The organism is Streptomyces sp. NPDC058001 (assembly GCF_042886315.1).
GTDB lineage: Bacteria > Actinomycetota > Actinomycetes > Streptomycetales > Streptomycetaceae > Streptomyces.
Window position 1 is genome coordinate 378,615 of sequence record NZ_JBHVQT010000010.1, and the last position, 14,207, is coordinate 392,821.

A 14,207-nucleotide genomic window follows, 5' to 3' on the forward strand; every position below is an offset into this window, starting at 1 on the left:
AACAGGTGCCGATCAGTCGTGTCGAGGGTAGCCCGCGTCACATTCCGGGGGTGCTGGATCTTGCCTTCCGGTGACATGGCGCACAGGCGTTTTGTCCCTTACTAGGCGGAATAGTGGACATCTCCGCTGGATTCGGGCATGGGCTTCGGTCCCGGAGCGGGCGGGCCCCTCGGAGCGTCCCGGTCGGCATATCGAGCCCTCTCCCGCACCCCCGTCGAACCCCTCGCGAAGTGCAGATAAACCGACCTTCTGAGATGAAATGTCCGAATTCACCCATCCCCTCCCGAGGTAGTCAAGAGGTCAACTTCCTGGGGTGTATGTACGGCTTCGCCTAGTAGTGGGGGTGTTTGAGCATCGGCCGGGGGGCGGGTTACCAAGGGATGGCTCACCCGGCAGGTACGTCTCGTCCGCCGGGTCCGCTCAGCCCGTCCCGGAGGTACCGGGTCCGCTCATCCCGGAGGTAACCGAATGTTCAAGCGCGCCACGTCCGACCGCCCCATCACGTCCCTGCTCCGCACCCGCAAGGCTGTCATCGCCGGGGGCCTGGGAGTTTCGATGCTGCTGGGTGGCGGGGTCGCGGCCGCTGTGGGGACCGGCCAGGCGGTGACCGCCGCGCCGTCGTCCGTCGCGGCCAACGTGCACGCCCAGGCCGATGCGCAGGCGAAGGCCGCTCAGGCCAAGCCCCAGACCGTCACGGTCAAGGCTCCGGCCGCCGCGAAGGCCGCGCCGGCATGGGTCAAGCCGGTCGACAAGTACTCGCTCTCCGCCGGGTTCGCCCAGGCCGGCGGCATGTGGGCCCACAAGCACTCCGGCCAGGACTTCGCCGTCCCGGTCGGCACCCCGGTCAAGGCCGCCAGTGCCGGCACCGTGGTCAAGGCCGGCGGCAACGGCGGCGGCGACGGTCCCGCGTACGGCAACGCCATCGTGGTCAAGCACAGCAACGGCAAGTACTCGCAGTACGCCCACCTGTCGAAGATCAACGTGAAGATAGGCCAGTCCGTGTCCGCGGGCCAGAACATCGCCCTGTCCGGCAACACCGGCAACTCCAGCGGTCCGCACCTGCACTTCGAGATCCGTACGACCCCGAACTACGGTTCCGCGATCAGCCCGATGGCGTTCCTGCGTTCGGTGGGCGTCGGCGTCTGATCCACGTCATGCCCTGACCCGCTCGGTACGGGTGCCGGTCGCTCACGTATGCGTGCGCGTCCCGGTGTGTGCCAGGGTCACCAGATCGACGGCGACCTCCAGGACGGCCTTGCGCTTGTCCTCGGGGGCGCCGTCGACCTCGTTCAGGGCCATCCGCCCCGCGTGCATCGTGAACAGGGCGCTCACACAGCGGACCTGGTCGGTCAGCTCGGCGTCCGGATCCTTGATGATGGCGAGCATCGCCAGCATCCGGTCCTTGAGCAGGTTGCCGATGCTCAGCTCCCGTACCGTCGCCTGGTTCTCCTGCATGAAGCGGAAGAGCGGCGCCGCCCCGTCCAGTGCGTCGCTGTAGCGGTGCAGCACCTCGCGCTTGGTCTCCAGGCTGTGGGGCTGCTCCTTGCCCCACTCGATCAGCTCGTCGATGGGCCGCGTCAGATCCTCGAAGAGGCTGAGGAGGATGTCCTCCTTGGTCTTGAAGTGGTAGTAGAGCGCCGCCTTGGTGACCTGGAGCTGTTCGGCGATCTCCCGCAGCGAGGTCTTCTCGTACCCCTGCTCAGAGAAGAGTTCGAGGGCCACGTCCTGGATGCGCTGACGGGTGTTCCCCCTGCGCTGCTGCCTGCCGCTGTCCACCGTGGCTGCTCCCTCGCATGCTCGCGCCCATTGCCAAAAACTTACTTGACGCCCGGCTAGTTACGCGACTAACTTCCCCTAGTGTAGCCAACTAGCCAGGCGGCAAGTAAGTGCCAGCGGGAAGTAGTACGGGAAGCAGTAGCCGGAACCGCGAGGAAGCACAGGAATCGTTCGCCCCGCTTCCTTAAACGTTCAGTCGCGTCCCAGGGGGAGTGCCATGTCCGAGGTCAAGTCGACGGCAGATGCCGTGCCCGAATCCGCGCAGGATGCGCCACCGGAGGGCAAACAGCCCCGCAGCGTGCGCGTCGTCCTGCTCGCACTGATGATCGCGATGCTCCTCGCGATGCTCGACAATATGATCGTGGGCACCGCGATGCCGACGATCGTCGGGGAACTGGGCGGTCTGGAGCATCTTTCGTGGGTCGTCACGGCCTACACCCTCGCGACCGCCGCATCGACCCCGATCTGGGGCAAGATCGGCGACATGTACGGCAGGAAGGGCTCCTTCCTGACCTCGATCGTGATCTTCCTGATCGGCTCCGCGCTCAGCGGTATGGCCCAGGATATGGGCCAGCTCATCGGCTTCCGCGCCATCCAGGGCCTGGGCGCCGGCGGTCTGATGGTCGGCGTCATGGCGATCATCGGCGACCTGATCCCGCCCCGTGAGCGCGGCAAGTACCAGGGCATGATGGCCGGCGTGATGGCGCTCGCCATGATCGGCGGCCCGCTGGTCGGCGGCACCATCACCGACCACCTCGGCTGGCGCTGGTCCTTCTACATCAACCTGCCGCTGGGCGCCGTCGCGCTGGTCATGGTCACGGCCGTGCTGCACCTGCCGAAGAAGCGGTCCAAGGGCCGTATCGACTATCTCGGCGCCGCGCTGCTCACCATAGGCATCACCTCGATCGTCCTCGTCACCACCTGGGGCGGTTCGGAGTACGCCTGGGACTCCGCCATGATCATGGAGCTGATCGGTATCGGCGTGGCCTCGCTGATCGGCTTCGTCATCGTCCAGACCAAGGCCGCCGAGCCGATCATGCCGCTGCACATCTTCCGCAGCCGTAACTTCACCCTGATGTCGATCATCGGCTTCATCACCGGCTTCGTGATGTTCGGCGCGGTCCTCTTCCTGCCGCTCTACCAGCAGTCCGTGCAGGGCGCGTCCGCCACCAACTCCGGGCTGCTCCTGCTGCCGATGCTGCTCGCCATGATGGTCGTCTCGCTGATCGCGGGCCGGGTCACCACCAACAGCGGCCGGTACAAGATCTTCCCGATCGTCGGCGGTGTGCTGCTGGTCGCGGGACTCTTCCTGCTCGCCCAGATGGACACGGGTACGAGCCGCTTCACCTCGGGTGTGTACATGGCCGTCCTGGGTGCCGGTATGGGCTGTCTGATGCAGATCACCATGCTGGTCGCGCAGAACAGCGTGGAAATGAAGGACATGGGCGTCGCCTCCTCCTCGACCACCCTCTTCCGTACGCTCGGCTCCTCCTTCGGTGTCGCGATCATGGGCGCCCTGTTCAACAGCCGGGTGAAGGACGTGATGGCGGAGCGCGCCGGGCAGCTCGGCGGGAACGTCGCCGAGAAGTCGGCGCAGCTCGACGCGGCGAGCCTGGCGAAGCTGCCGGTTCCGGTGCGCGAGGCGTACCAGTTCGCGGTGTCGGCCGGTACGCACTCGGCGTTCCTGCTCGGCGCGATCATCGCGGTGGCCGCCCTGGTCGCGGCCTTCTTCGTGAAGGAGGTACCGCTGCGCGGTGCCGCACCCACCAAGCAGGCCGAGGGCGCGGACGGGGACTCCGCGCTGGACGGTAAGGCGGTTGCAGAGGCCGTCTGACCGGCTCCTCGCCTCGGCCCGACAGCCCCCGGTGCGCACGAGCGCTCGGGGGCTGTCGTCTGCGTGGACGGTCCTTCCGTGCGGGTTTCTACGGTTTTCGTACGGGTTCCATACGGGCCGTTGTCAGTGGGGCGTGTCAGCATGCGGGAGTGGACAGACTGCGGCAGCTCCGGCTCGCGAAGGACGCGATGGACCGCGACTGGGCCGACCCGGACCTCGACCTGGGCGCGGTCGCGGCCCACGCGGGCTATTCGCGGTACCACTTCGTGCGCGCCTTCAAGGGGGCGTACGGGGAGACGCCCGGCCAGTATTTGTCGCGGCGCCGGACCGAGCGGGCCGAGGAGATGCTGCGCTCGGCGAATCTCACGGTGACCGAGATCTGCCATCTCGTCGGCTTCAGCAGCCTCGGCACCTTCTCGACACGGTTCAAGGAGCGGACGGGCCTGACGCCCAGCGAGTACCGGGTCCGGCATGTGGGCCGGGGGGCCGCTCTGATACCGGGGTGCTACGCGATGCTGTGGGCGGGCGGGTTCCCGGGGCGGGGTGGTGACGGCGAGGGCAAAGGCGGCGGCGCAGGCGCCGTCGATGGTGAGGGCGAGCGCAGCAATTCTGAAGAAGCGGGCTGAGGGGCCCACTGCCTACGGTGACAGGGAAGTCATCGACCCCATCCCCCATCCGAACCCCCTCCCCAGGAGCGCACCATGATCAAAGGACTCGCCATCTCCACCGTCTGGGTCCTCGACCAGGACCGGGCCAAGGCGTTCTACACCGAGAAGCTGGGCCTGGAGGTCCGTCACGACATGACCATGGGCGGCGAGGGCGGAATGCGCTGGCTCACGGTCGGCGCCAAGGACCAGCCCGATGTGGTGCTGACCCTGATGGTGCCGGGGCCTCCGGCGATGGACCCGGAGTCGGCCGAGGCCGTCCGGACGCTCGTCGCCAAGGGCATCCTCGGCGCGGGCGTCCTGACCACGGACGACATCCACGGGGACTACGCCACGCTGAAGGCCCGGGGCGTCGAGTTCATCCAGCCCCCGCAGGAACGGCCGTACGGCACTGAGGCCATTTTCCGCGACGACTCGGGCAACTGGTTCTCGTTCACGGAACGCCGGGAGGGCGGCCTGGACGAGACGAAGAACTGGTCCAGCTGACCTGACCGACCGTTCCGGGGCTGGGTGACCGACCGGGTGACCGACCGTTCCAGGGCTACGGGATTCCCAGCATGGGGAAGCTGCCGGTGCTGGTGGGGGCGTGTTCCGGCAGCCACAGGACCGCCACCGCCCCCTCGGCCGGCCCGTCGTCCCCGGCGCCCGGGACGCGTACGTTCCGGAACGTCAGCCGCGCGCCAAGGACCCGTGCCTGTCCCGCCGCGATGGTCAACCCCAGCCCGTGCCCGTGTCCGGCGCGGTCGGCGCTGCCGGTGCGGAACCGGCTCGGCCCCTCGTCCAGCAGCGCCTCCGGAAACCCGGGCCCGTGGTCCCGTACCCGCACGACCCGCCCCTCGACGGTCACCTCGACCGGCGGCTTGCCGTGTTTCGCGGCGTTCGCCAGCAGGTTGCCGAGTATCCGCTCAAGGCGGCGCGGGTCCGTGGTGACCTCCGACTCGTGCACCACCCGCACTTCGACATCGCCGCCGCGTACCGCGATCCGGCGGGTGACGAACTCGCCGATCATGATGTCGTGCAGCTCGGCACGCTCGGTCGCGCTGTCCAGGCGGGCCACTTCGAGGACGTCCTCGACCAGCGTCCGCATCGCCTGCGCCCGGTCCTTGACCAGTTCGCTGGGCCGCCCCGGAGGCAGCAGTTCCGCCGCGGTGAGCAGGCCCGTGACCGGCGTACGCAGTTCGTGCGCGATGTCCGCGGTGACCCGCCGCTCGGCCTCAAGCCGCTGCCGCAGTGTGTCCGCCATCGCGTCGACGGCCCGCGCGAGGTCGTCCGTCTCGTCCCGTACGATCCCGCCGATCGCCTCACGGACCCGGACGTCGGTGTGCCCCTGCGCGACCTGTTCGGCAGCGGTCGCGGCCTTGCGCAGCCGGCGCGAGAACTGTCCGCCGATCAGGACGCCGAGTGCGCAGCCGCCGAAGACGACGGCGATCGACCCGATGACGAGGGCCTGGTCGAGGTCCTTCATCACGGTCGCGCTACGGTCCGTGAACCGTGTGTGCAGCGACAGCACCTGCCCGTCCTTGAGCGGTACGGCGGCCCAGATGTCGGGGACGCCGTTGGCGTGTTCGGCGACGAACGTCGCGCGCCGCCCCGCCGACGCCTTGGCCAGCAGTTCGCGCGGCATCGCCGGGTCGTCGATCTTCGTACCGAACTGGAACCGTCCGGTGGACTCGTAGATCCGCTGCGCGAACTGGATGCGCTCGTCCTGTACATCGCGCGCGTTGTCGAGCATCGACACCCGGGCCGCGTTGTGCACGACCAGGCTCAGGGCGAGCGCCACCAGCGCGCCGACCAGCGCGATGGCGGCACTCAGCTTCCACTTCAGCCCCGTACGGATACTGGGTCGCGCCAGGGCCGTGAGGCGCCGCCGGGTCCCCCGCATGTCCGGGTTCATGTCCGCGTCCATGTCCCCGCTCAGGCCCTCAACTTGTAGCCGAAACCGCGGACCGTCTCGATCCGGTCCTGGCCGATCTTCGTCCGCAGCCGCTGCACATGGACGTCCACGACGCGGGTGTCACCGCCCCAGCCGTAGTCCCACACCCGCTCCAGGAGCTTGTCGCGGGACAGCACGGTGCCGGGCGCGGCGGAGAACTCCAGGAGCAGCCGCATCTCGGTGGGCGTCAGCCCGACCGTGGAGCCCGCGCGCCGCACCTCCATGCCCTCGGTGTCGACCTGCAGATCGCCGAAGGTGAGCGTCCCGCCGAGCGGCGCAGGCTGGTCGTCGGCGGAGCCGGCCGAACCGCCGACCGGCCCGCTCGCGTGCCCGAAGCGCCGCAGCACCGCCCGGATCCGGGCGACCAGCACGGCACCGTCGAACGGCTTCGTCACATAGTCGTCGGCCCCGGCCTCCAGACCGAGCACCACGTCGATGGAGTCGGCCCGCGCCGAGAGCATGATCACCGGGACCGTGGACTCGTCGCGGATACGGCGGCACAGGCTCACCCCGTCCAGACCCGGCACCATCACATCGAGCAGGGCGATGTCGGGGCGGTCCGCGCGGAACGCCTCCAGCCCTGAGAGCCCGTCGGGCATCGCCGTGACCACGAAGCCGTCCCGCTCCAGGGCGAGTTGTGTGGCCTCGCGGATGACGTCGTCGTCCTCCACGAACAGGACGTGGGTCTGCTCTGCCATCCGACTCTGTTCCCTCTGTTCCCTCGGTTCCGGCTCAGTTCTCGGCGGGAGCGGTGGCGCCGCCGCCGACCGCGTTGCTGTAGTCGTTGTGTGTGCGGGCCTGCTCCGCGAAGCGCCGGGCGGCCCAGCGGTACGTGATCACGTCCTCGCCGGACGGATAGGCGACGGTGTCACCCTTCGCGTACACCTGCTTGGTGATCACCAGGTCGCCCCGGTCTATCTCGGCGTACACCGGCGGCTCCTCGGACTTGAAGACGTTCTGGTACGTCTTGCCCTCGGGCTGATAGACGTACGAGCCGATGCCGACCGCGTCTCCGCAGGTCATCACGTTGACCACGACATCGTTCGAGCCCACGCCCGTCAGATTCCCGTACGACACGTCGATCGGGTACTCGTCGGCGACGCAGGGCCGCAGATCGCGCTTGACCGCGGGGCTCACCTCCGGGTCCTCCATCACCAGCTTGACCGCGTCGACCCGCTTCGGGGTGGGGGACGGCGTGGGGGAGGGGGACACCGTCGTCCGGCCCACGGCGTCGGTACGGGCCGGACCCTCGTCCCGGGTGCCGGTGCCCCCGGTGGAACAGGCGACCATGAAAAGGCCGACGGCGGCGAGCACGGCCACCGCCGTACTCCCCGCCTTCAGCGCCCTGCGCCGGTGCCCGTCCGGGCCGGCCGGACCACCTGGTCCGACCGGCCCGGACGGCACGGTCGCTCTCATCCCGGTACCTACGCCGCGCAACGCTCCCGCTCCTCACGTTCGAACGCGCGTGCGTCGAGGTCGCGGCTCTCCAGCTCCTGGCGGAGCCGGGCCAGTGCCCTGTGCAGCGTGCTCTTGACCGTTCCGGCCGACATGCCGAGGGCGGCGGCCGTCTCCTCCGTGGACATCTGCTCCCAGTGTCGCAGCACCACGACACTGCGCTGCTTCGGAGCCAGCACCTTCATGATGTCCATCAGCAGGGCACGGTCCGCGTGCTGTTCGGTGGAGTCCTCGACCGGCGCCTCCGGAAGCTGCTCGGTCGGGATCTCCTCCAGCTTGCGGGCCCGCCACCACTCCGTCCGCGTATTGATCATCACGCGCCGCAGATAGGCGTCGGCGAGCCGCTTGTCCGCTATGCCGTCCCAGCGGCCGTAGGTCCGGACCAGCGCGGTCTGCAGGAGGTCCTGCGCGTCGACGGGGTCGGGGACCAGACGGCGGGCGCTGCGCAGCAGGGCGTCCTGCCGCGTGCGGACGTACTCTTCGAATTCGAGCACCTCGCCGTGCGCCATGATCAACCGCCTCCGTTCCCGACCCGTGGTCGATGGGTCATTTCCTGTGCCTCGTCGGCACAGGAATGAAGCTACGGAGGAGTTGTCACGAGGCTGTGCGGGGCAGCACGCGGCGGACGCACGGCTGGCCGTCGGTTGTGTAACAGATGTAGGTACGGGGTAAGGCGGCCCGTTTTTAAGGGTGTTAAGGAATAATTTGGGACGATTTGTCCCGCGGGTCGTTCGTCAGGTTGGCCCTCAGTTTGGCCCTCAGTTTGTCCCGCGGGATTCCGTAACAGGTGACAGGTCGGGGCCTCAGGTCTGCGGCAGCCGGTACAGACCGCCGGGCAGCGGCTCGACCAGACCGTCGGAGACGAGACCGTCGAGCGCGCGGGCCCGCTGCACCGGCTCGTGCCACACCCGGTCGAGCACGGCCTGCGGCACCGGCGTCACCGCGTCCCGCAACACGGCGAGCAGCTTGCCCCGCACCTGGCGGTCCGTCCCCGCGTACGTCTGTCCGCGCCGTGCGGGCCCCTCGTGCTCGGGCTTGCCCGCGAGGCGCCAGGCGCACAGCGCGGCGATCGGGCAGCGCACACAGCTCTCGTTCTTAGCCGTGCACACCAGCGCGCCCAGCTCCATCGAGGCGGCGGCCCAGCGGGCGGCGACCCCCTGGTCCTCGGGCAGCAGCGCGCGGGCGAGTTTGCGTTCGGCGGCGGTGGTCGCGTTGGGCGGGTACTGGACACCGGTGACCGCGCGGGCGAAGACGCGCCGCACATTGGTGTCGAGCACCGCGTGCCGCTGCCCGTACGCGAAGGAGGCCACGGCCGCCGCCGTGTACTCACCGATGCCGGGCAGCGCCAGCAACTGCGCGTGCTCCGTGGGTACGTCGCCGCCGTGCCGTTCCGTTATGGCGGCGGCGGCGCCGTGCAGCCGCAGCGCGCGCCGGGGATAGCCGAGCCGGCCCCAGGCGCGTACGGCCTCGCCGGACGCCTCTTTGGCGAGGTCGGCGGGGCGCGGCCAGCGGGCCAGCCACTGTTCGTACACGGGGAGCACCCGGTTGACCGGGGTCTGCTGCAACATGAACTCGCTGACCATCACGCCCCAGGGGCCCGCTTCGGGGCGTCGCCACGGCAGATCGCGCGCGTGGTCGTCGAACCAGTCGATGACGGGTTCATGCAGGGCGTGCGGGACTTCGGGAGCGGTACGGGGCTCGGGTGCGGTACGGCCGGCACCGCTGTTGCGGCCGGCACCGCCGGTACGGGGCAGGGGCTTCGTGGGCGCAGTCATGGCGGTTCCGATCCTGCCATGGCCGGCCGGCGAACCGGCGAACGACAGCGGGGTGGAGCCCGTTCACGACCGGTTCGGCCCCGCCTGCCGTCCGTTTCGGGTGGGTGCCGGGATGATGATCCGCAAAAGTTGCCGTCCAGGGCGGCGGGTGGGGCAGGAGAAGCCCCGGATCTCTCGTACAGTTTGCGCCGTGGGATCTCTGCGCAATCCGGTCGGGCCGCTTCCCTCCACCATCTACTGGCGTCGGAGGGCCGTTCTGCTGTCCATGGCCGCGCTCCTCGCCCTGCTGGTCACCTGGATCGTCACCTCGGGCGGCGGCGGTGGCGGAGGCAACGCGAGCGACTCCAAGGGCAAGAATCCGGTGCAGTCCATCACCCCGGGTCCCTCCGAGTCCGGGCCCGCCATCAGTCAACACCCCGGCGGGCGCGACGAGTCCGAGGGCAGCGGCGACGGCTCCGGCGACACGTCGGGTACGGGTACGGGTACGGGTGGCACCGGCGGTTCCGGCGCGACGGAGGGGTCCGGCGACTCGTCCGGGGCGGGGGCGGACGACGGTGCCAATGGCGCCGGCTCGGGTGACCGGTTGCCGGCGGGTTCCCCGTTGCCCAACTGCACCACGAACTCGGTGAAGTTGACGCTACGGAGTGTCCGCAACTCCTACGCGCCGGGCGGGAAGCCGCGGTTCGAGCTGATCGCGGACAACTCCTCGGGTACGGCCTGCAAGCTCGATCTCGGTCCCCGGCAGGCCGTGGTGACGATCACTCAGTCCGGCGACGACAAGCAGATCTGGTCCTCGAAGGACTGCCCCGCCGGTTCCGGGAGCCTGCTGCTACGGGTCCCGGCCGACGGCCGCGTCACCCACACGCTCGACTGGGACCGCAAACAGTCGGCCCCCAACTGCGCGACACCTCCGGCGACCTCGGCAACCTCAGGCACCTACTTGGTCGAGGCAAACGCCCCGGGCTTGCCGGTAGCCCGCGCGTCGTTCGTTCTGACGGAGGATTAAGAGAGCTAAGAGGCGGTGGGGCCACACCGCTGCCAACCACCGACCGGGCCCGACGGCACCACATCGAACCCCGACGCTTCGCAGCGCGGGCCTTGGCGGGGCGACCGGGGGTTTGTTTCCGGCGGGCCGGGAGTCTTGTTCCGGCGAAGCCGGGTTCTTTGTCCACAGGAGCGCCGCGCAACTACCGCGATCCCCGACCGGCGGTCATGACGCTGCGCGGCCGGGTGTTTGTTCCGGCGGTGGTGCCGGGACCGTCCCGGCGCGGCCGGGGTCTCGCGAAGCGGCCAGTGGGGGCGTCCCGGCACAGCCGGGTTCTTCTCCGCCGCGATGGTGCGCAGTCGCCGTGATAGGTGCCCGGCGGTCATGACTCGCCGCGGCCGGGACGGGTCAGCGAGCGGCAGGCTGGGCGCAGCGGGGGCGGGGGTTTGTTGCGGCGGAGCGGGGAGCCTCCCGGCACGGGCGGGGTTTTGCGGCGCAGCCGGTCTGAGGCGTCCCGGTGCAGCCGGGTTTCTTGTCCGCCGCGACGGCGCGCGACCACCGGGATCCCCGACCGGCGGTCATGACGCGGTGCAGCCGGGTTTTTTGTCCGCCGCAGTGGTGCGTAACCATCCTGGTCCCTGTTCGGCGGTCATCGCTCGGCGCGGCCCGGACGGGTCAGTGAGCCGGAGGCTGGGCGGGGCGCGGGTGGGGGTTTGTTGCGGCGGAGCGGGGAGCGTCCCAGCGCAGCTGGGGTTGTGGGCGGCGCAGCCGCTTTCTTGTCCGCCGCGATGGCACGCAACCACCGTGATCCCCGACCGGCGGTCATAACGCAGCGCAGCCGGATTCTTGTCCGCCGCAGTGGCGCGTATCACCGTGATCCCTGTCCGGCGGTCATCGCTCGGCGCGGCCCGGACGGGTCAGTGAGCCGCAGGCTGGGCGCAGCGCGGGTGGGGATTTGTCGCGGCGGAGCGGGGAGCGTCTCGGCGCAGCCGGGGTTTTTGCTCGCCGCGACGGCGCTCCCCGACCGGAGGTCATGACGCGGCGCAGCCGCTCGCTACCCGACCGGAGGTCATGACGTAGGCGTCCGCCCAGGAAACCGGTCAGCGAGCCGCAGGCTAGACGTACCGCTCCAAGATCGACGACTCCGCCAACCGCGACAGTCCCTCCCGGACGCTGCGGGCTCGGGCCTCGCCGACTCCGTCCACTGTCTGGAGGTCGTCCACGCTCGCGGCGAGCAGTTTCTGGAGGCCGCCGAAGTGTTCGACCAGCCGGTCGATGATGGCCCCGGGCAGGCGGGGCACCTTGGCGAGGAGTCGGAAGCCCCGCGGGGACACGGCCGAGTCCAGGGCCTCGGGCGACCCCGTATAGCCCAACGCACGTGCCACGGTCGGTAGTTCCAGCAGCTCCGCATGCGACAGGGCGTCCAGCTCGTACAGCGCCTGATCGACCGTACGGGACCGCTTCGCCGTCGGCTCCGGCACATAGTCCCGGATGACCAGCTCCCGCTCGGGCTCGACGCCGGCGATCAGCTCGTCCAGCTGAAGGGTCAGCAACCGACCGTCCGTACCCAGCTCCACCACGTACTCGGCGATCTCGGTGGCGATACGCCGCACCATCTCCAGCCGCTGCCCCACCGCGCTGACGTCCCGGACCGTCACCAGGTCCTCGATCTCCAGCGCGGACAGCGTGCCCGCGACCTCGTCCAGGCGAAGCTTGTACCGCTCCAGGGTCGCCAGGGCCTGGTTCGCGCGGGACAGGATCGCCGCCGAGTCCTCCAGGACCCGCCGCTGCCCGTCCACGTACAGCGCGATCAGCCGCATCGACTGGGAGACCGAGACCACCGGGAAACCGACCTGCTTGCTGACGCGGTCGGCGGTGCGGTGGCGGGTGCCGGTCTCCTCGGTGGGGATCGTCGGGTCGGGGACGAGCTGCACCCCGGCACGGAGGATCTTGGTGATGTCCTTGTCGAGGACGATGCCGCCGTCCAGCTTGCACAGCTCCCGCAGACGCGTCGCCGTGAACTCGACATCGAGCACGAAACCGCCGGTGCACATCGCCTCGACGGTCTTGTCCGAGCCGAGGACGATCAGCCCTCCGGTGTTGCCGCGGAGGATGCGTTCCAGGCCGTCACGCAGCGCCATACCGGGCGCGACCGCGCTCAGGGCGGCACGCATCAGCCCATCGGAACCGGAGCTACCGCCGGACTTGCCGGGAGCTGCTGCCCGGTCGTTGGCTGCCACTGCTCTCCTCCGGTCGACGGTTCTGGGGCGCCCGTTGTTCGTACACAGTTCGCACGGACGGGCGAGACCGGGGCAAAGTCTACCGGCGGTCGTCGTCCTCCCGTGGGGCCTCTCGGCGACGGCTCCTCGGCAGGACCCGCAGCGCGTCCCCCATGTCGGCCACTTCGGTGACCTTCATCCCGGCCGGGATCCTGCCGGGATCGCTGGGTACGAGGGCGTGCGTGAAGCCGAGCCGGTGCGCCTCGGACAGCCGGCGCTGGACGCCGGTGACCCGTCTGACCTCGCCCGCGAGGCCGACCTCACCGATCGCGACGAGGTTCTTCGGCAGGGGGGTGTCGCTCGCGGCGCTGGCGAGCGCGAGCGCGATGGCGAGGTCGGCGGCGGGCTCCGAGAGGCGCACCCCGCCGACCGTCGCGGAATAGATGTCCCGCTTGCCGAGGGCGGTGATCCGGCCCCGCTGCTCCAGGACGGCGAGCATCATCGACACCCGCGAGGTCTCCAGACCGGACGTGGTGCGGCGCGGCGAGGGGATCTGCGAGTCGACGGTGAGCGCCTGGACCTCGGCGACCAGCGGGCGGCGACCCTCCAGCGTGACGGTCAGACAGGTGCCTGGCACCGGCTCGTCACGGCGGGTGAGGAACAGGCCCGACGGGTCGGTAAGGCCCGTAATGCCCTCGTCGTGCAGCTCGAAACAGCCGACCTCGTCCGTCGTGCCGTACCGGTTCTTGACGCCCCGGACCAGCCGCAGGCGCGCGTGCCGGTCGCCCTCGAAGGACAGCACCACATCGACCAGGTGCTCCAGCAGGCGCGGGCCCGCGATGGCGCCGTCCTTGGTGACATGGCCCACAAGGAGCGTGGCCATGCCGCGCTCCTTGGAGGCACGGATCAGGGCGCCCGCGACCTCCCGCACCTGCGCCATGCCGCCCGGGGCGCCGTCGATCTCCGGTGAGGCGACGGTCTGTACGGAGTCCACGATCAGCAGGGACGGCTTCACGGCGTCCAAGTGCCCGAGAACGGCGGCGAGATCGGTCTCGGCGGCCAGATACAGATGGTCGTCGATGGCCTTGATGCGGTCCGCGCGCAGCCGCACCTGGCTCGCCGACTCCTCACCCGTGATGTACAGCGTGCGGTGCTCCTCGCCGGCGGCCTTCGCGGCGACGTCCAGGAGGAGCGTGGACTTGCCGACACCGGGCTCACCCGCGAGCAGGACCACCGCGCCCGGTACGAGACCGCCGCCGAGGACCCGGTCCAGCTCGGGCACGCCGGTGGAGCGGGCCGTCGCCTGCCTGCCGTCGACCTGACCGATCGGCACGGCCGACGTGGTGACACGGCCCGGCGCGGTCGTACGGACAGCGGGCACGCCGTACTCCTCGACCGTCCCCCACGCCTGGCATTCGGGGCAGCGGCCGAGCCACTTGGCCGTCTGCCAGCCGCACTCGGTGCAGCGGTAGGACGGACGGTCCTTGGCGGTCTTGGTACGGGTGGCCATGAACCGAACCGTAACCGGCCGCACCGACACTCCCGCCCGCCCCCTGGTCCGGCTG

At 70.0% G+C, this 14,207-nt stretch carries 13 protein-coding genes; 5 read left to right on the forward strand and 8 right to left on the reverse strand.

Features of this window, described 5'->3' with window-relative positions; genetic code table 11:
- Nucleotides 1-468 precede the first annotated feature (468 nt).
- The gene (locus tag ACFVT5_RS26485) at nt 469-1,146 is read left to right on the forward strand and encodes a M23 family metallopeptidase (RefSeq protein ID WP_389892875.1); all 678 of its coding nucleotides are present in this window, start codon (nt 469-471) and stop codon (nt 1,144-1,146) included.
- A gap of 42 nt (nt 1,147-1,188) precedes the next feature.
- On the opposite strand, the gene ACFVT5_RS26490 is transcribed toward ACFVT5_RS26485, so the two are convergent.
- Complete coding sequence (locus tag ACFVT5_RS26490) at nt 1,189-1,776, reverse strand: TetR/AcrR family transcriptional regulator (RefSeq protein ID WP_389892878.1); 588 nt, start codon at nt 1,774-1,776, stop codon at nt 1,189-1,191.
- A 217-nt stretch (nt 1,777-1,993) separates the two neighbouring features.
- Between ACFVT5_RS26490 and ACFVT5_RS26495 the strand changes: the two genes are divergently transcribed.
- The 3 genes from ACFVT5_RS26495 to ACFVT5_RS26505 all read left to right on the forward strand — a co-directional run bounded on the left by ACFVT5_RS26495 (nt 1,994) and on the right by ACFVT5_RS26505 (nt 4,761).
- Nucleotides 1,994-3,610, forward strand: coding sequence for an MDR family MFS transporter (locus tag ACFVT5_RS26495; protein ID WP_389892881.1), 1,617 nt, complete (start codon nt 1,994-1,996; stop codon nt 3,608-3,610).
- 188 nt (nt 3,611-3,798) lie between these two features.
- A complete protein-coding gene (locus tag ACFVT5_RS26500) occupies nt 3,799-4,236 on the forward strand; it encodes a helix-turn-helix transcriptional regulator (RefSeq protein ID WP_389893002.1) in 438 nt (145 codons plus the stop codon).
- Between the two features lie 75 nt (nt 4,237-4,311).
- Entirely contained in the window at nt 4,312-4,761 is a 450-nt protein-coding gene (locus ACFVT5_RS26505; protein ID WP_389892884.1) for a VOC family protein, read from the forward strand.
- 55 nt (nt 4,762-4,816) lie between these two features.
- Here the strand turns inward: ACFVT5_RS26505 and cseC are convergent, their stop codons facing one another.
- From cseC to ACFVT5_RS26530, 5 genes are all read right to left on the reverse strand, one after another.
- Complete coding sequence (gene cseC, locus ACFVT5_RS26510; protein WP_389893005.1) at nt 4,817-6,157, reverse strand: two-component system sensor histidine kinase CseC; 1,341 nt, start codon at nt 6,155-6,157, stop codon at nt 4,817-4,819.
- Nucleotides 6,158-6,189: 32 nt separating this feature from the next.
- Complete coding sequence (cseB, locus tag ACFVT5_RS26515) at nt 6,190-6,906, reverse strand: two-component system response regulator CseB (protein WP_389892887.1); 717 nt, start codon at nt 6,904-6,906, stop codon at nt 6,190-6,192.
- Between the two features lie 34 nt (nt 6,907-6,940).
- Nucleotides 6,941-7,624: a hypothetical protein gene (locus ACFVT5_RS26520; protein WP_389892889.1), complete on the reverse strand. Its 684-nt coding sequence runs from the start codon at nt 7,622-7,624 to the stop codon at nt 6,941-6,943.
- Between the two features lie 8 nt (nt 7,625-7,632).
- Nucleotides 7,633-8,172, reverse strand: a complete 540-nt coding sequence (locus tag ACFVT5_RS26525) for a SigE family RNA polymerase sigma factor (RefSeq protein ID WP_389892892.1) — start codon at nt 8,170-8,172, stop codon at nt 7,633-7,635.
- A gap of 294 nt (nt 8,173-8,466) precedes the next feature.
- Nucleotides 8,467-9,438, reverse strand: a complete 972-nt coding sequence (locus ACFVT5_RS26530; protein WP_389892895.1) for an A/G-specific adenine glycosylase — start codon at nt 9,436-9,438, stop codon at nt 8,467-8,469.
- 190 nt (nt 9,439-9,628) lie between these two features.
- On the opposite strand from ACFVT5_RS26530, the gene ACFVT5_RS26535 reads away from it, so the two are divergent.
- Nucleotides 9,629-10,444, forward strand: coding sequence for a hypothetical protein (locus ACFVT5_RS26535; RefSeq protein ID WP_389892898.1), 816 nt, complete (start codon nt 9,629-9,631; stop codon nt 10,442-10,444).
- A gap of 1,094 nt (nt 10,445-11,538) precedes the next feature.
- Here ACFVT5_RS26535 and disA read toward each other — a convergent pair.
- Both disA and radA read right to left on the reverse strand, forming a co-directional pair.
- Nucleotides 11,539-12,663 carry a DNA integrity scanning diadenylate cyclase DisA gene (gene disA, locus ACFVT5_RS26540; RefSeq protein ID WP_389892901.1) on the reverse strand — a complete coding sequence of 375 codons (1,125 nt, stop codon included), beginning with the start codon at nt 12,661-12,663 and terminating at the stop codon, nt 11,539-11,541.
- Nucleotides 12,664-12,742: 79 nt separating this feature from the next.
- Nucleotides 12,743-14,152, reverse strand: coding sequence for a DNA repair protein RadA (radA, locus tag ACFVT5_RS26545; protein ID WP_389892904.1), 1,410 nt, complete (start codon nt 14,150-14,152; stop codon nt 12,743-12,745).
- Nucleotides 14,153-14,207 lie beyond the last annotated feature (55 nt).

Excerpts from the sequence above, each read along its gene's own strand:
- ACFVT5_RS26485 (WP_389892875.1), top strand. The coding sequence starts at position 469 with ATGTTCAAGCGCGCCACGTCCGACCGCCCCATCACGTCCCTGCTCCGC.
- ACFVT5_RS26495 (WP_389892881.1), top strand. The coding sequence starts at position 1,994 with ATGTCCGAGGTCAAGTCGACGGCAGATGCCGTGCCCGAATCCGCGCAG.
- ACFVT5_RS26500 (WP_389893002.1), top strand. The coding sequence starts at position 3,799 with ATGGACCGCGACTGGGCCGACCCGGACCTCGACCTGGGCGCGGTCGCG.
- ACFVT5_RS26505 (WP_389892884.1), top strand. The coding sequence starts at position 4,312 with ATGATCAAAGGACTCGCCATCTCCACCGTCTGGGTCCTCGACCAGGAC.
- cseC (WP_389893005.1), bottom strand. The coding sequence starts at position 6,157 with ATGCGGGGGACCCGGCGGCGCCTCACGGCCCTGGCGCGACCCAGTATC.
- cseB (WP_389892887.1), bottom strand. The coding sequence starts at position 6,906 with ATGGCAGAGCAGACCCACGTCCTGTTCGTGGAGGACGACGACGTCATC.
- ACFVT5_RS26520 (WP_389892889.1), bottom strand. The coding sequence starts at position 7,624 with ATGAGAGCGACCGTGCCGTCCGGGCCGGTCGGACCAGGTGGTCCGGCC.
- ACFVT5_RS26525 (WP_389892892.1), bottom strand. The coding sequence starts at position 8,172 with ATGGCGCACGGCGAGGTGCTCGAATTCGAAGAGTACGTCCGCACGCGG.
- ACFVT5_RS26530 (WP_389892895.1), bottom strand. The coding sequence starts at position 9,438 with ATGACTGCGCCCACGAAGCCCCTGCCCCGTACCGGCGGTGCCGGCCGC.
- radA (WP_389892904.1), bottom strand. The coding sequence starts at position 14,152 with ATGGCCACCCGTACCAAGACCGCCAAGGACCGTCCGTCCTACCGCTGC.